General features: G+C 61.0%; 21 protein-coding genes. 7 read left to right on the forward strand and 14 right to left on the reverse strand.

Annotated features, from left to right (window positions below; genetic code table 11):
- Positions 1–217 precede the first annotated feature (217 nt).
- From kduD to NN662_RS01765, 9 genes are all read right to left on the reverse strand, one after another.
- Positions 218–961: a 2-dehydro-3-deoxy-D-gluconate 5-dehydrogenase KduD gene (gene kduD, locus NN662_RS01725; RefSeq protein ID WP_261928592.1), complete on the reverse strand. Its 744-nt coding sequence runs from the start codon at positions 959–961 to the stop codon at positions 218–220.
- Positions 961–1,785, reverse strand: a complete 825-nt coding sequence (gene kduI / locus NN662_RS01730; RefSeq protein WP_261928593.1) for a 5-dehydro-4-deoxy-D-glucuronate isomerase — start codon at positions 1,783–1,785, stop codon at positions 961–963. The genes kduD and kduI overlap by 1 nt, the downstream gene beginning before the upstream one ends.
- A 387-nt stretch (positions 1,786–2,172) precedes the next feature.
- A complete protein-coding gene (locus NN662_RS01735) occupies positions 2,173–3,540 on the reverse strand; it encodes an FGGY-family carbohydrate kinase (RefSeq protein WP_261928594.1) in 1,368 nt (455 codons plus the stop codon).
- 4 nt (positions 3,541–3,544) lie between these two features.
- Complete coding sequence (gene rhaM / locus NN662_RS01740; RefSeq protein ID WP_261928595.1) at positions 3,545–3,874, reverse strand: L-rhamnose mutarotase; 330 nt, start codon at positions 3,872–3,874, stop codon at positions 3,545–3,547.
- Positions 3,871–4,872, reverse strand: coding sequence for an ABC transporter permease (locus NN662_RS01745; protein WP_261928596.1), 1,002 nt, complete (start codon positions 4,870–4,872; stop codon positions 3,871–3,873). Before NN662_RS01745 ends, rhaM begins: the two co-directional genes overlap by 4 nt.
- Positions 4,873–5,850, reverse strand: a complete 978-nt coding sequence (locus tag NN662_RS01750) for an ABC transporter permease (protein ID WP_261928597.1) — start codon at positions 5,848–5,850, stop codon at positions 4,873–4,875.
- Positions 5,847–7,406, reverse strand: coding sequence for a sugar ABC transporter ATP-binding protein (locus NN662_RS01755; RefSeq protein ID WP_410010894.1), 1,560 nt, complete (start codon positions 7,404–7,406; stop codon positions 5,847–5,849). The genes NN662_RS01750 and NN662_RS01755 overlap by 4 nt, the downstream gene beginning before the upstream one ends.
- Before the next feature lie 67 nt (positions 7,407–7,473).
- A complete protein-coding gene (gene rhaS / locus NN662_RS01760; RefSeq protein ID WP_261928598.1) occupies positions 7,474–8,463 on the reverse strand; it encodes a rhamnose ABC transporter substrate-binding protein in 990 nt (329 codons plus the stop codon).
- Between the two features lie 38 nt (positions 8,464–8,501).
- Positions 8,502–9,305 carry a DeoR/GlpR family DNA-binding transcription regulator gene (locus NN662_RS01765; RefSeq protein WP_261928599.1) on the reverse strand — a complete coding sequence of 268 codons (804 nt, stop codon included), beginning with the start codon at positions 9,303–9,305 and terminating at the stop codon, positions 8,502–8,504.
- 180 nt (positions 9,306–9,485) lie between these two features.
- Between NN662_RS01765 and NN662_RS01770 the strand changes: the two genes are divergently transcribed.
- From NN662_RS01770 to nagA, 3 genes are all read left to right on the forward strand, one after another.
- Positions 9,486–11,588 carry a bifunctional rhamnulose-1-phosphate aldolase/short-chain dehydrogenase gene (locus NN662_RS01770; protein ID WP_261928600.1) on the forward strand — a complete coding sequence of 701 codons (2,103 nt, stop codon included), beginning with the start codon at positions 9,486–9,488 and terminating at the stop codon, positions 11,586–11,588.
- A gap of 32 nt (positions 11,589–11,620) precedes the next feature.
- Positions 11,621–12,901, forward strand: a complete 1,281-nt coding sequence (gene rhaI / locus NN662_RS01775) for an L-rhamnose catabolism isomerase (RefSeq protein WP_261928601.1) — start codon at positions 11,621–11,623, stop codon at positions 12,899–12,901.
- Between the two features lie 131 nt (positions 12,902–13,032).
- Entirely contained in the window at positions 13,033–14,187 is a 1,155-nt protein-coding gene (gene nagA / locus NN662_RS01780) for an N-acetylglucosamine-6-phosphate deacetylase (protein ID WP_261928602.1), read from the forward strand.
- A gap of 18 nt (positions 14,188–14,205) precedes the next feature.
- Here nagA and NN662_RS01785 read toward each other — a convergent pair whose 3' ends face one another.
- The 4 genes from NN662_RS01785 to NN662_RS01800 form a co-directional block, all read right to left on the reverse strand.
- Positions 14,206–15,321, reverse strand: coding sequence for an anhydro-N-acetylmuramic acid kinase (locus tag NN662_RS01785; protein WP_261928603.1), 1,116 nt, complete (start codon positions 15,319–15,321; stop codon positions 14,206–14,208).
- Between the two features lie 74 nt (positions 15,322–15,395).
- Entirely contained in the window at positions 15,396–15,833 is a 438-nt protein-coding gene (locus tag NN662_RS01790; protein ID WP_261928604.1) for a response regulator, read from the reverse strand.
- A gap of 2 nt (positions 15,834–15,835) precedes the next feature.
- Positions 15,836–17,320, reverse strand: coding sequence for a sensor histidine kinase (locus tag NN662_RS01795; protein WP_261928605.1), 1,485 nt, complete (start codon positions 17,318–17,320; stop codon positions 15,836–15,838).
- 191 nt (positions 17,321–17,511) lie between these two features.
- Positions 17,512–17,709, reverse strand: coding sequence for a CsbD family protein (locus NN662_RS01800; RefSeq protein ID WP_261928606.1), 198 nt, complete (start codon positions 17,707–17,709; stop codon positions 17,512–17,514).
- A 183-nt stretch (positions 17,710–17,892) separates the two neighbouring features.
- On the opposite strand from NN662_RS01800, the gene NN662_RS01805 reads away from it, so the two are divergent.
- The 4 genes from NN662_RS01805 to NN662_RS01820 all read left to right on the forward strand — a co-directional run bounded on the left by NN662_RS01805 (position 17,893) and on the right by NN662_RS01820 (position 19,603).
- Entirely contained in the window at positions 17,893–18,228 is a 336-nt protein-coding gene (locus NN662_RS01805; protein ID WP_261928607.1) for a YqjD family protein, read from the forward strand.
- Between the two features lie 4 nt (positions 18,229–18,232).
- Entirely contained in the window at positions 18,233–18,670 is a 438-nt protein-coding gene (locus NN662_RS01810) for a hypothetical protein (RefSeq protein WP_261928608.1), read from the forward strand.
- Positions 18,671–18,755: 85 nt separating this feature from the next.
- Positions 18,756–19,268, forward strand: a complete 513-nt coding sequence (locus tag NN662_RS01815) for a Dps family protein (protein WP_261928609.1) — start codon at positions 18,756–18,758, stop codon at positions 19,266–19,268.
- 86 nt (positions 19,269–19,354) lie between these two features.
- Positions 19,355–19,603, forward strand: a complete 249-nt coding sequence (locus NN662_RS01820; RefSeq protein WP_261928610.1) for a hypothetical protein — start codon at positions 19,355–19,357, stop codon at positions 19,601–19,603.
- An 8-nt stretch (positions 19,604–19,611) separates the two neighbouring features.
- Here NN662_RS01820 and NN662_RS01825 read toward each other — a convergent pair whose 3' ends face one another.
- Positions 19,612–19,809: a NepR family anti-sigma factor gene (locus tag NN662_RS01825; RefSeq protein ID WP_261928611.1), complete on the reverse strand. Its 198-nt coding sequence runs from the start codon at positions 19,807–19,809 to the stop codon at positions 19,612–19,614.
- Positions 19,810–19,976: the final 167 nt, after the last annotated feature.

Consider the following 19,976-nt stretch of genomic DNA (forward strand, 5'->3'; position numbering starts at 1 on the left):
TTGAGAATGACTTGGGATTTTCACCACGTGGCGAGCCGGCACCGATGGCGGTTCGTCCGGGAGACCAAGTCAGGTTTCGGGATCATAGCGATACCCATTTTCAGACAGAATTGCATCATGGAATCAGCTTCGGGATGCCAAAATGCGGCAGGGGCGCCTTGGACAGGAAACCGGTCTCGACACCCCAACCTATACCCTTGTCGACGAAGCCGAGCGACTACCGCGCCAGCCAGCCGCCGTCGACGTTCAGAACCGCGCCGGTCACGTATTTCGCCGCCCGCGAGCAGAGGTAGACCGCGGTGCCGGCGATGTCCTCAGCCTCGCCCCAACGGCCGGCCGGGATGCGATCGAGGATCGCCTTGGATCGCTCCGGGTCGTTGCGCAGGGCTTCCGTGTTGTTGGTGACGATATAGCCCGGAGCGATCGCGTTGACCGTGATGCCGAACTTCGCCCATTCGTTGGCAAGGCCCTTGGTGACGCCGGCCACGCCATGCTTGGAGGCCGTGTAGGACGGAACGCGGATACCGCCTTGGAAGCTCAGGAGCGAGGCGATGTTGACGATCGCACCCGGCTTTCCTTTTGCGATCAGTTCGCGGCCGAACGCCTGGCAGGTGAAGAACAAGGCCTTCAGATTGGTGTCGATCACGTCGTCCCAATCCTGTTCGGAAAAATTGACGGCATCCTCGCGGCGGATGATACCGGCATTGTTGACGAGCAGGTCGAAGCCGGCATCCTTGAAGATGTCTCTGGCGGCCAACGGGTCGGCGAAGTCGATCAGCAGGCTTTCGGCCGTGCCTCCGGCCTTTTCGATACTGGCGACGGTTTCATCACAGGCGCGGCGTCCGGCGCAGACAACATGAGCACCGCTGGCGGCCATGGCTTCAGCGATAGCCTGTCCGATGCCCGTATTGGCGCCGGTGACCAGGGCCTTGCGGCCCTCGAGAGAAAAAAGGTTGAGCATCAGCGCAGGTCCATAGGTTGGATGAAGTCCATGTCGGTGTAGTCGACATTATCGCCTGCCATCGCCCAGATGAAGGTGTATTTGCCGATGCCGGCGCCGGAATGGATGGACCATGGCGGCGAGATTGCGCCTTCCTCGTTGCCGATGAAGAGGTGGCGGGTTTCCTGCGGCTCGCCCATCAGGTGCAGCACGCGGGACTTCTCGTCCATGCCCCAGTAGAGATAGGCCTCCATGCGGCGGTCGTGGATGTGCGAGGGAATGGTGTTCCAGACGGAGCCGTCCTCGAGCGAGGTGTATCCGAGGATCAGCTGGCAGCTTTCCATGACCTTCGGGTGGATGAACTGCTTGATGGTGCGCTTGTTGGAATTTTCCACGTCACCCATCTTCACTTCCAGGCAATCGGCCAGCGTGACGAGCTTGGACGGGAAGGTGCGGTGTGCCGGCGCGGAGGTGATGTAGAAGCGTCCGGCGCCGCTGAAGGTGACCGGGCCCGAGCCCATGCCGAGATAGAGGACGTCGCCGCGCGCCATCTCGTAGGTCTTGCCGTCGGAAACGACCGTGCCGGCGTCGCCGATGTTGACGATGCCCATTTCGCGGCGGTCGAGGAAGCCGGGCGTCTTTGTCTCGTCCACGTGGTCGAGCGTCAGCGACTTGCCGGCCGGTACCGCGCCGCCCATGACGAAGCGGTCGTAGTGGGTGTAGATCAGGCGGATCTCGCCATCGGCGAATATGCCCTCTGCGAGGAAGTTCTTCCGCAGCGCTTGCGTGTCCATGGACTTGGCGTGTTCGGGGTGAATGGCGTGACGTGTCTCGACCTTCAGCATCGGGGCATCCTCCTGGTTCCTGTTTCCTTCCCAGGGCTGTTCAGGGGCCGTCGGCCTCAAGAAACCTGCTGCCCTGGCCGCCGGAAAACCACGATGCGGCGTCATTCAATCCGCCCGTGAAATTTCGGCATCGGCGTTTCAAGTGTCAGAGGCTAGATAGTTCAGTTTGCCCGGAATGTCTGCACCCGAAGGGCAAGAATTCGTCTCTACATCAATGAAAATATTTTTCTTTTTGTCTTTTCAATTGGGCCAAATCCGTACCTGTTTCTTGGCGCCGCTCTGTAAACTCTGGATTATGGGTCTGCGCAATCGTCCAAAGCTCATGCAAAAATATTTCACTGCAGCCGATATGCGCAGCCTTGCCTGCCGCGATGAATCCTGTCGACGTCAGGCCTCCGCGTTGACCGCAGCTTTCCAGCGTTCCGCGTAATCGGTCATGTCGGTCTCCGGCAGATATCGGCGGCCGGTTTCCTTCGCCTTCTCGTGGACATGCCGTCCGGTCAGCAATGCGGCGCCGCCGCTCGTGCCGGTGCCGGAAACCGCATGCACCGGGCGTCCCGTCGCAGATGCCAGCATGGCGCAATAGGCGGCATTGGCGGCAAACGGTCCCTCCACGAGGACGGGGCCGGTCGCGCCGGTGATCGCAAGGCCGGTCGCCGTCATCAAGGCGAGATAGAAGGAGACCGTGGCGTGGCGTTCCCCAGGAGCCATCTGGTTCTCGTCGCAACTCCAGGAGAAGGTCCAGCCCTGGAAGGGCCCTGACTGCGTCTCGACTGCGGGAAACAGCATGACGCTGTCGTCCAGCACCCTGTCGATTTCGGTATCGGTGGCGGGCTGATAGCTGGCGCCGATCAGGCGTTCGAATTCGCGTCCGCCCATGAAACGGGCGGAAGGGACGGGATCGCCCAGCGCGTTGACGTTGACCAGCGTATCGCGGGCGGGATCGAGATGGCCGCTGTCGCCGCCGATCGCCATGGATATGACCCAGGTGCCGGTCGAAACGACGGCGAACGGCGCCGCTCGCTCCGCAAGATGGGCGTAAAGCGAGGCGTTGGAATCGTGGATGCCGCAGTAGATCGGCGTCTCGGGTGCCAAGCCGGCATAGGCGGCGATATCCGGCAGGATGGTGCCGAGCCGGTCGGTTGCCCGCGCAGGCGGCGCCATCAGGTCTGTCCAGCCTTCGCGCTCGACCAGCGAGGAAAAGCGACGGGCGTTCGGGTGCCACAGGTCGGTATGACAGCCGAGCGAGGTGACTTCGTTGACGGCGACGCCGCAGAGCCGATAGGTCCAGTATTGCGGATAGGTGAGGATCCGCGCTGTCCTGGCTTTCATCTCCGGCCAGGTGTGGAATTGCCAGAAGAGTTGCGCCCCGAGATTAAGGCCCATCGGCAGGCGCGGCGAACCGGTTTCGGCAAAGACCGGACGCACGGCATCATAGTCTGCGGCGAGGCTGTCCGGGCCGTCGTGCTCATAGTCGAGGACGGGTGCGGCCAGATCGCCGCTCGCGTCGAGCAGGACCGCCGATGCGCCATGGGTCGTGACGGTGATCGCATCGATGCCGTGATCGGCCTGCAGCGATTTCAGGGCGTCGACGATGAAGGTCCACAGGCCGTCAATGTCGTAGTGCGGATAGGGTGGCCCGGCGAGAACGGTGTTCGGACGGCGGGCGACGGATATTTCGGCGAGACTGTCCATGTCCACCAGCGCCACCTTGGCGTTGGTCTTGCCGATATCGATGACGGCGGTGTGGGCCATGGCGTCAGTCCATGTGGAAGACGGGCGTCAGGTCGATGGCGATCGGCTCGTTCTTTTCGTTGGTCGCCATGATGTCGGCCATATGGGCCCACCATTTCTGCATGACGGCCGTGTTCGGCAAATCGGCCATGCTATGGTCCTTGCGCCGCCAGAGGACACCGAACAGCACATTCGTTTCCTCGTCCAGAAAGATCGAATAGTCGGAGACACCGGCGTTGTGCAGAAGGTCCACCAGTTCCGGCCAGATCTCGTCATGGCGGCGCTTGTATTCCGCCGTCATGCCGGGGTTCAGGAACATCTTGAAGGCGTGCTTTTCCATCGTGTCGCTGGTCATGCGCGCCGCTCCTTGATCTTGCGATAGACGATCGGCAGGGCGATGACGAATATCAAGAGTGCACCGATGAAGATCGACATGACGATGCCCGGCACGTTCAGGAGACCGAGACCGAAGGTGACGAGGCCCATGATGAAGGCGGCGATCACCACGCCCTGAATGGTTCCGGCTCCGCCGAGGATGGAAACGCCGCCGAGCACGACCATGGTGACGGCTTCCAGTTCCCAGCCGACGGCGATCGAAGGGCGAGTGGAGGCCAGCCTCGAGGTGAGCAGCACGGCCGCGATGCCGGACATGATGCCGGTCAGGCAGAACAGCAGGAATTTGACCCTCTGCACGCGGATGCCCGAGAACTGGGCTGCGACCGGATTGTTGCCGATGGCAAAGACGTGGCGGCCGAAATTGGTGCGGTGCAGGAGCACGTAGTAGAGAAGCGCGAAGACGAGAAACAGCACGAATTCAAACGAGAACACCCACCAGACATAGCCCTGGCCGAAAAACGCGAAGCTTTCCGGATAGCCTTTGAAGGCCTGGTCGCCAAGGATGATGTAGGAAATGCCGCGAAAGAAACTCATCGTACCGATGGTGACGACGATCGACGGCAGGCCGAGACCGGTGACCAGAAAGCCGTTGAACATGCCGCAGACGATGCCGGTGACGATGCCGATGGAGACGAGGCCGGGTGTGTCGACGCCATATTGCAGGGCAAGGCCCATCATCGTCGATGCGAGCGCGATGATGGACGCGACCGAGAGGTCGATCTCACCGGCAATGATCAGCAAGGCCATGGCAAGCGCGATCAGCGCCTTTTCCGTGAAGTTGAAGGTCGCATCCGAGAGCGACCAGGGCGACAGGAAATAGGGCGAGGCGAAGGAGTTGACGATGAAAAGGATCACGCCCACGGCGAGAAGCAGTGTCGGCCAGGAGAAGAAAGCCGAGCGCCAGGGCTTTTCCAGCCGATCGGGTATGAACCTGGTTTCGTGCGATATCTCGGTCACTTATGCACTCTCCGCATTCTTGAGGATCAGTCGTGCGCCGCGCTTTTCACCACGGCTGTTCAGCACCACTGCCAGGATGATGGCTGCGCCGGAAATCGCCATCTGCCAGAAGGGCGAGATGTTGATGACGGGCAGCGCCACGTTGATGACACCGAGGAACAGCGAGCCGAGGACGGCGCCGGCCACATTGCCGACCCCGCCGGAGATCGAGATGCCGCCGATGACGCAGGCGGCGACGATGGTCAGCTCGTAGCCCTTGGCGACTTCCACCGAGCCGATGACATAGCGCGACACCCAGAGATAGCCGCAGAAGCCGGACAGAAGGCCGGACAGACAGAAGGCCCAGAAGGTCGTCTTGCCGACATTGATGCCGGCATAAACTGCCGCCGTCGGATTGACGCCTATGGCGTAGAATGCACGGCCCAGCGATGTGCGGGTCATCAGCACGTAGAATGCGGCGATGATCGCCACGGCATACCAGATCAGCAGCGGCAGGCCGAGCATTTCGATGCGGGTCAGCGCGACGAAATCCGGCGTGAAGGCATCGGCATTCACCCACTGTCCCCCGGCAATCAGGAAGATGACGCCGCGATAGATGGTGAGCGTGCCAAGCGTGACGACGATGGCCGGGATGCCCAGACGCCAGACGAAGAGGCCGTTGAAGGCGCCGAGAAGCAGGCCTGACAGCGTCGCAATCGCCATGAGACCCGGTACCGGAACGCCAGGGTAATACTGGTTGATCAAGGCAACGATCATGCCGGACAAAGCGAGGTTCGATGCCATCGACAGATCGATGGAGCGGGTCAGGATGACGATCATCTGGCCGAGCGCCAGGATGGCGAGGATCGAGGAATCCTCCAGGATGTCTTCAAGCCGCGGCAGGGATGCAAAGCCGGGGGCGCGCAGGTCGGTTGCGAAGATCATCGCGGCGATGACGAGCAGCAGCCAGATTTCGCGCGAGCGGAACAGGGACTTCATGCGGCTTCTCCAATGCCTGCTGCCGCACGGACCAGCATCTCCGGTTTCAGCTCCTTGTTATTGTCGAAATCGGCGACGATGCGGCCCTCGCGCATGATGATGATGCGGTCGCTCATGCCCATGACCTCCGGCAGTTCGGAGGAGACCATGATGACGGCGAGGCCCTGCGAGGCGAGTTCGCTCATGAATTCATGAACGGCGGCCTTGGAGCCGATGTCGATGCCCTTGGTCGGTTCGTCGAGGATGATGACCCGCGGCTTCGTCGCCAGCCATTTGGCGATGACGACCTTCTGCTGGTTGCCGCCGGAAAGATTGCCGACATTCTGGTCGAGGGATGCAGCGCGCAAGTCCAGCCGCTCGGCATATTCGCGCGCCAGCCTGAATTCCTCGGCGAGGCGCAGGAAGCCGTTCTTCGATGTCGACGACAGGGAGGGCAGGGTGATGTTCTGATAGATCGGCATGCCGGTCACGGCGCCCTGCTTGCCGCGGTCTTCCGGCACGTAGACGATGCCATGGGCGACCGCTTCGGCGGGAGAGCGGATGACGGCGACCCGGCCGTCAATGTTGATGGCGCCCTTCGACGGCCTGGTGATGCCGAAGAGGGCCTGCATGAATTCGCTGCGACCGGCGCCAACCAGACCGTAGAAGCCGAGGATTTCCCCCTCACGCAGCGAAAATCCGATGTCGGCGAATTCCGTCGGATGACAGTAGCCGGCGACCCGCAGCACTTCGCGGCCCGGCTCGACCGGTTTCTTCGGGAAGACCTGATCGACGGCCCGACCGACCATCATCCTGACGATCTCGTCCTGCGAGGTGTCCTTGAGCAGGCCGTGTCCGACCATCTCGCCGTCGCGGAAGACGGTGTAGCGGTCGGCGATCCGGTAGATCTCGTCGAACTTGTGCGAAATGAACAGGATTGCCTTGCCTTGTGATTTCAGCAGTTCGACCAGTGCGAACAGGTCCTGGATTTCCTTGTGCGACAGCGCCGCCGTCGGCTCGTCCATGATGACGATTTCGGCGTTGATCGACAGTGCGCGGGCAACGGCGACGAGGTGTTTGTTGGCAATGCTCAGGTCTTTCAGCCGGGCTTCCGGGTGGATATGACCGGCGCCGATATCTTCAAGCAGCGTGCGAGCGCGCTTGTTCATCGCGTGCCAGTCGATCATCCTGAAACGGGTCTTCGGCGCATGGCCGACAAAAATGTTCTCGGCCACCGACAATTCGTCGAAAAGGACGGTTTCCTGATGGATGGCGGTGATGCCGGCCTGGAAGGCGGCGTGCGGCGAGGCGAGCGTCACTGGCCGGCCGTTGACGCGGATTTCACCGTCGTCCGGCTGGTAGATGCCGGTCATGGTCTTGACCAGCGTCGACTTTCCGGCGCCGTTCTCGCCGATCAGCGCGGTCACTTCACCGGGATAGAGATCGAGCGCGACGCGGTGCAGTGCGCGGACGCCCGGAAAGCTCTTCGATATGCCCGAGAGCGTGATCTTTGGTTGCTTTGTGGTGTGCATGGTCATCGCGCGGGAAATCGGAGCGTCGTCGGCAGTGCCGAACATTCGGCAGCCGGAAAACAGGGGGACCTGACCGGCGGAACGAGGTCCGCCGGCCGGTGTCTCGCAGATATCAGTAGATCTTGGAGAACTTTTCGATGTTCGACTTGTCGAACGTGTACGGCGCAGCCATGGCAGCCGAGTTCGTATCGTCAAGCTTGATCTCGCCGACCTTGCCGATCGAGAAGGTTTCGCCCGGCTTGGCTTCCTTGCCCTTGATCAGCTGGTCCGAGAGATAGACGGCGGAGTAGCCGAGATCGATCGGGTTCCAGAGTGCCACGGCCTGCGACGCGCCATTGTCGATGAACTTCTTGAATTCGGACGGCAGCGCCAGACCGGTGACGTTGATCTTGCCGATCAGGTTCTGGTCGGTGACGACCTGTGCAGCGGCAACGACGCCGACGGTGGTCGGTGCGATGATCGCCTTGAGGTTCGGATAGGTGGAGATCAGGCCCTTGGCTTCATTGGTGGACTTGACGGAATCGTCGTCACCGTAGACCACGGCGTCGAGCTTGATGTTCGGGAACTTCTCCGGAAGCACTTTCTTGGCGGCATCGATCCAGGCGTTCTGGTTGGTTGCCGTCGAGGCGGCGGACAGGATTGCCACTTCACCGCCGTCCGGCATGTAGTCGGCGGCGAGCTTGATGATCGTTTCGCCGATCAGGTTGGTGTCGGACGGGTTCAGGTGCAGCATGCGGCCGTCCTGGGCAACGCCGGAATCCCAGGAGATCACCTTGATGCCGCGGTCCATGGCCTTCTTCAAGGCCGGGACGAGGGCGTCCGGGTCGTTGGCGGAAATCGCGATCGCATCGACCTTCTGGGCGATCAGCGAGTTGATGATCTCGATCTGCCCTTCTGCGGTCGCCGACGTCGGGCCCGTGTAGATCACTTCCACATCGCCCAGTTCCTTGGCTGCTTCCTCGGCGCCCTTGGCTGCGGCATCGAAGAAGCCGTTGCCGAGCGACTTGACGACGAGCGCGATCCGCTCGGCGGCCATGGCCTGGGTGGTCATCATTGCCGCGGCGATCGCGGTGGTCATTGCCAGTTTCTTCAGCAGACTCATCTTGGTCCTCCCTTGCTGATAAATTTGCCTTCCCGGGCTCATGCCACGGACGAAGGCTGCTCCCTTGCAGTCTTATCCGCGACTATGAGCGACACGCCTGCATCCTCCAGCATGCGGCGGTCTTCGTCGCGAATTCCGTTGTCTGTGATAATGGTGGTGATGCGTTCCAGCCGGCACAGGATGAGGCTCGAGCGCTTCCTGAACTTCGACGAATCGATCAGCACGACGAGTTCGTCCGCCTGGTCGATGAGTTTCTGCTCCGCCTGGATGAGAAGCGGGTCGGCCTCCATCAGTCCCAGGTGGCTCAGGCCCTGTGCGCCCATGAACATCCGCTTTGCGTAGAAGTTGCGCGTCACGTCGTTCTCGAAGGGACTCAAGATGATGTTCTGCTCGCGGTAGATGACTCCACCCGACAGCATGATCGTGTTCTTCGAATGCTTCAGAAGATGTTCGGCGATCGGAAACGAGTTGGTGAAGATCTGCATGCGGCGGTTGGCGAGCGGATGCACCATCTGGAAGGTCGTCGTGCCGCCGTTGATGATGATCGGGTCGCCGTCATTGCAGAGTTCGACCGCCTTGAGGGCGATTGCGCGCTTCTGCGCGATGTTGATCGTTTCGTTGACGGAAAAGGGGCGTCCGGCAAGGCCGGGAAACTGTGGCGGATTGATCGCCTCGGCGCCGCCACGCACCCGGCGCAGCTTCTTCTGCACGTGAAGCGTCGCGATATCGCGCCGGATCGTCGCTTCAGACGATTCCGTCAGGTCGACCATTTCGGCCACGGTCACGACAGGCTTTTCCTGGACCGCGGACAGAATGATGCGATGGCGTTCCTTCTCGTGCATGGGCTCCTCCTGATCATGATGCTTTCATCAAACGGTCATTCTGTCAATCAAGATCAATCAAAATAAATCATATTGCACTGCGATATGATTGTTATTGACCATTTATGATTGACTGGCATCCGTATTTGGGGCATCCCTAGATCAAAATCACGTGGTCTGCATGGATGCAGGGAGGAAACGATGGCGGAGAAGCAAGCCGGTTCGCGGCTCGAAAATCTGTGGGATGGCAGCCGTGCTGCAGGGATGAGCGAGCCGGAACTGCTGCTCTACCGGTCCAATCTTCTCGGTTCCGACAAGCGCGTCACGAATTACGGCGGCGGCAACACGTCGGCCAAGGTGATGCAGAAGGATCCGCTGACCGGCGACACGGTCGAGGTGCTCTGGGTCAAGGGGTCCGGCGGCGATGTCGGTACCATCAAGATGGACGGTTTCTCGACCCTCTACATGGACAAGCTGCGGGCGTTGAAGAACCTCTATCGCGGCGTCGAATTCGAAGACGAGATGGTCGGCTACCTGCCGCATTGCACCTTCAATCTCAACCCGCGGGCGGCCTCGATCGACACGCCGCTGCATGCCTATGTGCCCAGGAAGCATGTCGACCACATGCATCCGGACGCGATCATCGCGATCGCCGCCTCCGCCAACAGCCGCGAACTGACGCAGACGATCTTCGGCGACGATATCGGCTGGCTGCCCTGGAAGCGCCCCGGCTATGAACTGGGCCTGTGGCTCGAGAAGTTCTGCCTGGACAACCCGAATGCAAAGGGGGTCGTCCTGGAAAGCCACGGCTTGTTCACCTGGGCGGATACGGCGGAAGATTGCTATGCCCTCACCATCGAGATCATCAATCAGGCGATCGCCTGGTTCGAAACCGAAACAGCCGGGAAAGCCGCTTTCGGCGGCGTCAAGCACAAAACGCTTGAAGCCGAGCAGCGGCGGGAAGTTGCTGCGAGCCTGATGCCGGCCATTCGCGGCATGGTGTCCGGCGAAGTCCATATGGTGGGGCACTTCGACGATTCCGATGCCGTACTGCAGTTCGTCTGCTCGAAGGACATGGAAGCGCTCGCGGCCCTCGGCACCAGCTGCCCGGACCACTTCCTGCGCACCAAGATCCGCCCGCTGGTGGTCGAGTTCGACCCGGCGAAACCGGACATCGATGCGACGCTCGCCGGCATTTCTCCGAGCGTCGAGCAGTATCGGAAGGACTATGCGGCCTATTACGAGCGCTGCAAGCATGACAACAGCCCGGCCATGCGCGATCCGAACGCGATCGTCTATCTGGTGCCCGGCGTCGGCATGATCACCTTCGCAAAGGACAAGGCGACGGCGCGCATCTCCGGCGAATTCTACACCAACGCCATCAATGTCATGCGTGGCGCGTCCGCCGTGTCGGAATATTGCGGTCTGCCCGAGCAGGAAGCCTTCGACATCGAATACTGGCTGCTCGAAGAGGCGAAGCTGCAGCGCATGCCGAAGCCGAAGAGCCTCGCCGGACGCGTGGCGATCGTCACCGGCGGTGCCGGCGGCATCGGCTCGGCGACGGCGGCTCGGCTTCTTTCGGAAGGTGCCTGCGTGGTGCTGGCCGATATCGATGCGGCGGCACTTGAAAAGACGGCCGCGCAGCTCTCAGCTTCCTATTCGAAGGATGTGGTGCGCACCGTCGACATGAATGTGACGGACGAGGCTGCGGTCGCCAGCGCCTATGGCGAAATGGCGGTGCAGTTCGGCGGCGTTGACATCGTCGTTTCCAATGCCGGCATTGCATCGTCCGCGCCGGTCGAGGAGACCTCGCTCGAACTCTGGAACCGCAACATGTCGATCCTGTCGACGGGCTATTTCCTGGTGGCGCGCGAAGCCTTCAAGATGCTGCGCAAGCAGGGAATGGGCGGCTCGATGATCTTCATCGCCTCGAAGAACGGCCTTGCCGCCTCGCCGAATGCATCGGCCTACTGCACGGCCAAGGCGTCCGAGATCCATCTGGCCCGTTGCCTGGCTCTGGAAGGGGCGGAAGCGGGTATCCGGGTCAACGTCGTCAATCCCGACGCGGTGCTTCGTGGCTCCAAGATCTGGTCCGGCGAATGGCTTGACCAGCGCGCCTCGACCTACAAGACGGACAAGGAAGGGCTTGAGGAAATGTACCGCCAGCGTTCCATGCTGAAGCGCTCGGTCCTGCCCGAGGATATCGCCGAAGCCGTCTACTTCTTCGGATCGGAAGCGTCCGCCAAGTCGACCGGCAATATCATCAACGTCGACGCGGGCAATGTGCAGGCGTTCACGCGCTAGCACCGTTTCGGACCGACTGGGAGGAGATCGAGATGATTGAAAAAGACGTCATCGCGCGCGTCAATGACAGCGCATCCGCGGCCCTGAAGGCCGATTACAAGGCACTCGGCGAGCAGCTTGCCCGCCGCGGCGTCAACATCGATGCGGTGAAGGCGAAGGTCGCCGCCTACGGTGTGGCCGTTCCGTCCTGGGGCGTGGGCACCGGCGGTACCCGGTTTGCCCGTTTTCCCGGTACCGGGGAGCCGCGCAACATTTTCGACAAGATGGACGACTGTGCCGTCATCCATCAGCTGACGGGGGCGACGCCGTCGGTGTCTCTACATATTCCGTGGGACAAGGCCGATCCGGCCGATCTGAAGGCGAAGGCTGAGGAAACCGGCCTGAGCTTCGACGCCATGAACTCGAACACGTTTCAGGACCAGGCCGACCAGGCGCATTCCTACAAGTTCGGTTCGCTGAGCAACGCCGATGGCGCAACGCGCCAGCAGGCCGTCGAGCACAACATCGAATGCATCGAGATCGGCAAGGCGATCGGCTCGAAGGCCCTGACGGTCTGGATCGGCGACGGCTCGAACTTCCCGGGCCAGACGAATTTCACGCGGCAGTTCGAACGTTATCTCGACGCCATGCGCTCGGTCTACAAGGCTCTGCCGGACGACTGGCGCATCTTCACCGAACACAAGATGTATGAGCCGGCCTTCTATTCGACGGTCGTGCAGGACTGGGGCACCAATTATATGATTGCCCAGGAACTGGGCGACAGGGCCTATTGTCTCGTCGATCTCGGCCACCATGCACCGAACGTCAACATCGAGATGATCGTTGCCCGACTCATCCAGTTCGGAAAGCTTGGCGGCTTCCACTTCAACGATTCGAAATATGGCGACGACGACCTGGATACGGCATCGATCGATCCGTACCGGCTGTTCCTGGTTTTCAACGAGCTCGTGGATGCGGAACTGCGTCAGCCCAGGGGTTTCAACCCTGCCCACATGCTCGACCAGTCGCACAATGTGACCGACCCGATCGAAAGCCTGATGGTTTCGGCGATGGAGGTGCAGCGTGCCTATGCAGCCGCCCTGCTGGTCGACCGCAAGGCGCTGGAAGGTTTCCAGGAAGGCAATGACGCGCTGATGGCGACGGCGACGCTGAAGCAGGCCTTCCGCACCGATGTCGAGCCGATCCTCGCCATGGCGCGGCTGGAAAAGGGCGCCGCCATCGATCCGGTCTCGGCCTATCGTGCCGCTGGCTATCGCGCCAAGGTCGCCGATGAGCGCCCGGCCGTATCCGGTGGAGGTGGCGGCATCGTCTGAGGTCTCTCCAACCTTTGTTCGGTTCCCGGACAAATTGGGTTTGACTTCGAGGCCCTGTTCCTGTGTCTTGAAGATGACGCCCGGCCGAAAGGTCGGGCGAGTCCTTTTCATAACGAGCGGACAGTTGAGACATGACCCAGCCCATTGCCTATCATGCATCCAGAATCTTCGATGGGGAGCGCTTCCATGAGGATGCCGCTCTCCTCGTGAATGACGGAAGCATCACGGGCATTTTGCCGCGCGCACGAGTTCCCGCGGAGTTTCAGGTTGTCGAAGCGGAAGGGCTGATCGTGCCAGGTTTCGTCGACCTGCAGGTCAATGGCGGCGGCGGGGTCCTTTTCAATAACGATCCAACGGCGGACGGTATCAGGACGATCTGTGCTGCGCATGCGAAGTACGGCACGACGGCGCTGATGGTGACGTTGATCACCGATACCCCGGCGGTGCGGGACATGGCGCTCGACGCTGGCCGGTCGGCCGCTGAGGCCCAGGTGCCGGGCTATCTCGGGCTGCATCTGGAAGGGCCGCATCTCTCCGTTGCACGCAAGGGAACGCATGATCCGAGCCTCATCCGGGAGATGACGGCGGGTGATCTGGCGGCGCTGACATCAGCTGCGGGCACCTTCGGCGTCGCCAAGACGACGATCGCACCGGAAAATGTCACCGCAGACCAGGTCCGGGCGCTCGTAGCCGCAGGATATCATGTCAGTCTCGGCCACACCGATTGTAATGCGGAGACCGCTTTCGCCTATGTGGAGGCGGGGGCAACGCTCGTTACCCATATCTTCAATGCGATGAGTCAGCTGCAGAACCGCGAGCCGGGGCTGGTTGGCGCGGCGCTTTCAGCGCCCGAACTCCATTGCGGCCTGATTGCCGACGGACATCACGTGGACTGGACGACGACCGCCGTCGCCATGCGGGCCAAGGTCGGTCCCGGGCGCATCTTCGTCGTCACCGACGCCATGTCCTGCATCGGCACCGAGGAGGAGACCTTCACCCTCAACGGCCGGACGATCTACCGCCGCGACGGACGGTTGACGCTCGCAGACGGAACGCTAGCCGGCGCGGACATCGACATGCTCGCCTGCCTGCGGCTTGTCCATGAAAGGTTGGAGCTTTCACTCGAAGAGGCGCTGCGCATGGTGGCGCTCTATCCTGCTCACGCCATTGGCGCCGACAGCAAGGGACACTTGTCGGAAGGTGCCGACGCGGATTTCGTGGTGCTTACCGACGATTTGCGGCTTCGGTCGACCTGGATTGGCGGCACGTGCGTCCACTCGGCCTAGGAACTGAGGCGAAGGTGCTCAACCTGCGAGGCGTCCGCCCGTCAGAGGTTTCGGCACGCCGGTCGTCGTCGGGAAGCTGATGGGCAGTCCGCGCAGCACGCGAACGGCGAGGAAGGCGAAGCACTCCGCTTCCACGGCGTCGCCGCGCCAGCCGAGCACTTCGGCGGGCTGGACGTCGACCCGAGCCCGTTCGGTCAGCATCTTCATAAGTGTCGGGTTGTGCCGGCCGCCGCCGCTGACATAGATCGAAGTCGGCCTTTGCGGCAGAAGGTCGAGCGCCTTGCCGACGGCGCTCGCCGTAAAGGCGGTCAGCGTCGCCGCTCCGTCCTCCAGGCCAAGCCCGTCCGCCATGTCCGCGGTGAAGGAAAACCGGTCCAGCGACTTGGGGTAGGGGGCGGTCAGATAGGGATGTTGCAGAAGACGGCCAAGGCGCTCCTCGTCGACCTTGCCTGCGCCTGCGAAGCGTCCGTCGATGTCCATCTCGCCCTTGCCGTGGCGCTTGACGAAGTCGTTGATCGGCGCATTGGCGGGGCCGGTGTCAAAGGCGACGAGCTGGCCTGCGCCGTCCGTCCAGGTGACGTTGCCGACTCCGCCGAGATTGAGAATGGCCGCGCGGCCGTTGCTGTCGGCGGTCGCAAGCAGGGCGGCATGATAGGCGGCGGCGAGCGGCGCACCCTGTCCGCCGGTTCTGACATCGATGCTGCGGAAATCATAGGCAACCTTGACGCCGAGGAGTTCGCTCATCAGGGCGCCATCGCCAAGCTGCCGGGTGGCGCCGATGCGGCCGGGTTGCGGCGCTCTATGGAGAACGGTCTGGCCGTGAAAGCCGACGATGCCGATGTCGCTCATCGACAGACCGGCGTCCCGGACCAAGGCGGCGACGGCGGCCGATTGCGCCCGCGTCAGGGTCTCTTCGGCCTTTGCAAAGATCTCGGGTTCGGGTCCGTCGAAGTTCCAGGCACGCGCCTGCCGAAGGGTCTCTTCAAGCAGCTCGCGGGTTTCCGCCGGATAAGGAGCCAGTGTGTAGGATCCGAAAGCCTCGACGCTTTCCCCGTCTGTCTTCAACAAGGCGACGTCGATATTTCCGTCGAGCACCGTGCCCGTCATCAGTCCGACAGCCCAAATTGGGTCCACGCTTCAATCCTCTAGAACGATGACGGCCGCCCGTTTCCGCGCGGCCTGCAGTTCGAATGCGCCGGCTAGCGTCCTCAGGGAAGCTGCATCACCGAGAAGAACAGTCCCAGCTGCCGGATCGCGTTGGCAAAGCTCTCATATTCGACCGGCTTGGTGATGTAGACGTTGGCGCCGAGGTCGTAGCAGCGCTGGATTTCCATCTCGTCGTCCGTGGTGGTCAGGATGACGATCGGCAGCCGTTTTGTGTGCTGGTTGTTCTTGACCTGCTCCAGGATTTCCGTCCCGGACATGTCCGGCAGATTGAGGTCGAGCAGGATCAACAGGTAGCGGTCGGCGGATACTTCGCCGCTCCGATCCTCGCCGAGAATATAGTCCATCGCAGACGTGCCGTCGGTAAACGGCATGATCTGGTTGCTGACGCCGGCCCGGCGGATGTTCTTCTCGATCAGTTTCGCATGGCCTTCGTCGTCCTCGACCATGACGATGGTCACTTCCTTGCCGCTTGCCTTCATACTCAAACACTCCTCAGGACCTGCGTCAGGTCGGCTGGTATTCTCAAAGTAAACGTCGATCCGACGCCTGGTTCGGACCGGACAGAGATATCGCCGCCGAGGTTTCGCGCCAGGGATCGGACATGCGCAAGACCGATGCCTTCACCTGTCTGGTCCTGCGGGCCCGCCCGACGGAATAGCTCGAACACGCGTTCCATGTCGTCGGCGCCGATACCGCGGCCGTTGTCGATCACTTCGGCTTCGAGCATCTTCCCCTTCAGGCTTGCCTTGATGACAACCTGCGGCGGACGATTCTTGTTCCGGTACTTCAAAGCATTATCGATGAGGTTGGTAAATATCTGCTCAAGAGAAAGCCGGTCGCTGACAACAAACATCGGTGGAGACTGGACTTCGATCGAGCCATCGGCGGAATCGGCAATATGGTGGAGGCTGGCCGCGCTGTTGTCGAGAATCTCCTTCAGGTTGAAGCGCTCCGGCTTCAACTGGCGTCGGCCGTCCCGGGAGATTTTCAGGATGGCGCTGATCAGCCCGTCCATCTTCGAGGTCGACGAGCGGATGAAGGCGAGGGCTTCGGGCACATCCTCCCTCGCGGCGTTCCGCGCATCGGTGATTTCCTGCTCGCTGAGCGGTTCTCCGTCGGCCAGTACATAGGCCTGCAACTGCTTGAGCGACATCTCCAGTTCGCTGGTGAAACCCATGATGTTGACCAGAGGCGCGCGCAGGTCATGGGTCACGATATAGGCATAGCGCTGGATTTCCTGGTTGGCCTTGACCAGATCGTCCGTTCGCTCGACCACGCGCTGTTCGAGATCCTCGTTCAGCCTCAGCACTTCGCGGCGCGTGGCATTGATCGACTGGATATGGCGCATGATCACGAAGATGGCGCCGCCGAGCACGATGACGATTGCGACGCCGGCGCCGAGCACGATCCACTTCAGCGTGACCGAACCGCGGAGCTGCTTGGCAATGTTGGCCTGGATATGGGTATCGGAGATGTCGATGATATTCTGCATCCGGGTACGAATGCCTTCCATGACCTTCTGGCCGAAGCCCTGTTGGACGACCCGGATCGCCTGCTGGGTATCTCCTGATTTCGCCAGCCTGATGGTGCTGGCCATTTCCTGCAGCTTGGAGTCGATCAGCTCGTATAGCGGCTGCATGTCGCCCTGATAGGACTGGTCTCCCGCGATCAGTCCGGAAAGCTTGGCTTCCGCGGTGCGGATCTCGCCGACGGCCTCGTTATAGGGTGTCAGAAAATCCTCGTTCAGTGTCAGAAGATATCCACGCTGACCGGTTTCTGCGTCCTGCAGCAGGCTGAACAGGTCGGCAGCCGAACTCCGGATCGCGCGCTCGTCGACCAGTGTCTGGAAGGAATCGTGTGTTCGCTGGACGAGAAGAAGTGCGGAACCGATGATCGCAAGCAGCATCGCAAGACCGAATATGATCATCAGCAGCGATATGCGCACGAAGCTCTTGTTGAACGTCATCGAATTCCTTTCCGATCGTCCCCAACTCGCGGATTTATCCGACGCGGCGTTCCCGGCCGGGGGCGTTTCATCCATATGTGGCAACACTTTATCCATCCGCCCGACTGTTTCCACCCCCCTTCAGCAACAAAACCGCGCCCCCTGGTGGAGAGGGCGCGGTCATGCTTGGGAGGATGTAGTCGGGGCCAGGCTTAGTGGCGGCCGAGCCAGGTGTCGATTTCCTTTTCAGCCTCTTCCTGGCTCTTGCCGTAGGCTTCCTGGATGCGGCCGGCGAGCTGCTTACGGTTGCCGGCCACGACGTCGAGATCGTCGTTGGTCAGCTTGCCCCACTGGCTCTGGACCTTGCCTTTGAATTGTTCCCAGTTTCCTTCGATCTGATTCCAGTTCATGGGTGTCTCCTTTGTATAGTTGGCAGAATTTCATTCGCCCTCATCAACGTTGCCGCCTGTCTTTCGTTCCCGGTGAGCGTGCATCTTTGATGTTGGAGATTCGGTGGACAGTGGAAGGAACAAAGCGCGACGGTCGGCGTTGTCCTGTCAGTTATCAATGCAAACCAACGACAGGAGACGCACATGGCTACTGCCACTGTTCTGAAGAATAATGCGAAGACCGATTATGCCAGCGCTGCTGATATTGAAGAGCAGCTGCAGAAGCTGAGCGCCGACGTCGCGGCGCTGACCAAGACGATGGCGGACTTCGGCAACGGCAAGATGGATGAAGCCGTCAAGCAGGCCCGCACGCTCAAGGACGATATGGTCGAACGGTCCGCTGTGGTTGCCGCCGACACCAAAAAGCGCCTCGTCAGCGCCGAGAGCGATTTCGAAGATCAGGTTCGCGCCCATCCGCTGGCAGCCATCGGCATTGCCGCCGGTGTCGGCTTTCTCGCGGCGCTCATGTCCAAAAGGTGAGTTCGTGACTTCAATCGCGGGACTCATCACCCGAACGCTCGTCGGCAGTTTTCTGCCGACGACGGAGAAGGTTCAACGAAACGCGCTCGGCGGCGCGATTATCGCGGTGCTGGTCATTACGGCCTACATCGCCTCGATGATCGGCGCCTGGTTCGCCCTGTTGCCGTACTACGGCCCTGCAATCAGCTGTGCGCTCATCGCGGCCGGCACGCTCTTCGTCGCGCTGATCGTTTGGGGCGTCACCGCCGAACTCAACCGGCGGGCTCGTCACAAACTGCAACTGGAGCGCCAGGCGCGGGCGGCGTCGATCGACAGCCAGCTCGTTCAGGGTGCGATGTCGACGATGCCGGCGATGCTTCGGGAAAGTCCTGTCGCCACGCTCGTCTTCGTATCCGGCCTTGCCTATGCACTGATGAAATCCCAGCGCGCCGATCCGAAATAGGGTCAAAACGCTCGCGCATTCATCGCGCAGGTTGGCCGACAGAGGAAACACTCACGCTTCCATGATGGAACGAAAGGATAAGACAATGGCTACGACCGCAAAGGTCCTTCAGGCGCATTCTCATGCGGAAGACATCGATATCGGCTTGACGAAGGCTTACCGCAAGGAAATGGCCGGTCACCTCACCGAAATCTTGAACGGCACGTACAAGCTGACGATCAAGAGCCATATCTATCACTGGAACGTCGTCGGGCCGCTGTTCAAGCCGTTGCACGAACTGACGGAAGCGCATTACGAGGCGCTTTTTGCAGCGGCCGACGTCATTGCCGAGCGTATCCGTGCGATCGGTCACCTGGCCCCGGTCGACATGGGCGCCACCGCCAACTTCACGCCGAAGGCCGGCGATACCGCGCATGACACCGCCAAGGGCATGGTCGCCGACCTCATCGCCGACCATGAAGATGCGGTCAAGAAGATGCGCAAGGCAGGCGAGAAGGCCGGAGACGCCGGCGACCTCGTGACTGAAGACATGCTTACCCAGCATCTGACCTTCCACGAGAAGGCTCTTTGGATGCTGCGTGCCATCATTTCCGAGTGATGGCCTGAAAGACGCACGCACTTTCGACGGCGGGATGCCGCCGTCGATCCCCGGACGTGAAATCCGACACTGAAAGGAGGCCGACAATGGAACATGATCTGTTGCGCCAGGCGAAAGCCGTCAGGGACGATTCGGCGCTGAATGACCAGGACAAGATCGCAAAGTTGCGGGAGCTCTATGAATACGCCCGTAGTGAACAGCGCGCCGCAAGCGAAAGTTCGATGGTCGACGATGACGGTCTGAACGATGCGTTGCGCACCATCGAGATGGCGCTTGCCGATCTCGGTGACGACGGACTGAGCGATGCCGAGGAAAAAAGCGCCGCGACGCTTTAGCAGATGAACTACTTGCGCTTCTCGACTGCCGCTTTTTCTGCGGCGTCGAGTTTCTCGAGAAGGTCGAGAAGCTTGTCGGGAGTTCCTTCTTCGACAATGCCATCATAGAAGGTTCTCAGGCTGCCTTCGATAAGCCCGGTCGCCTTCTCGGTGATGAACTTTTCCGGTGGGTCGCCGTTTTCGCTGCCGGTGTTATTAGACGCCATTATGCCCCGTCCGTTGAGATGATTTCGAGGCCATTTATCCACCAAAAGGCGGCCGGCCGCACTTAATAATCGATGAGTTGAAAAAAAGTTCCGATGAAGGGAACTTTTTTCTGGACCAGACGTTTTCTTCCGGATTGAGTCTTGGTTTCCTAATCTGGAGATATTTC

The sequence above is a fragment of the Rhizobium sp. NRK18 genome (assembly GCF_024385575.1).
In the GTDB taxonomy this organism is placed as follows: domain Bacteria; phylum Pseudomonadota; class Alphaproteobacteria; order Rhizobiales; family Rhizobiaceae; genus JANFMV01.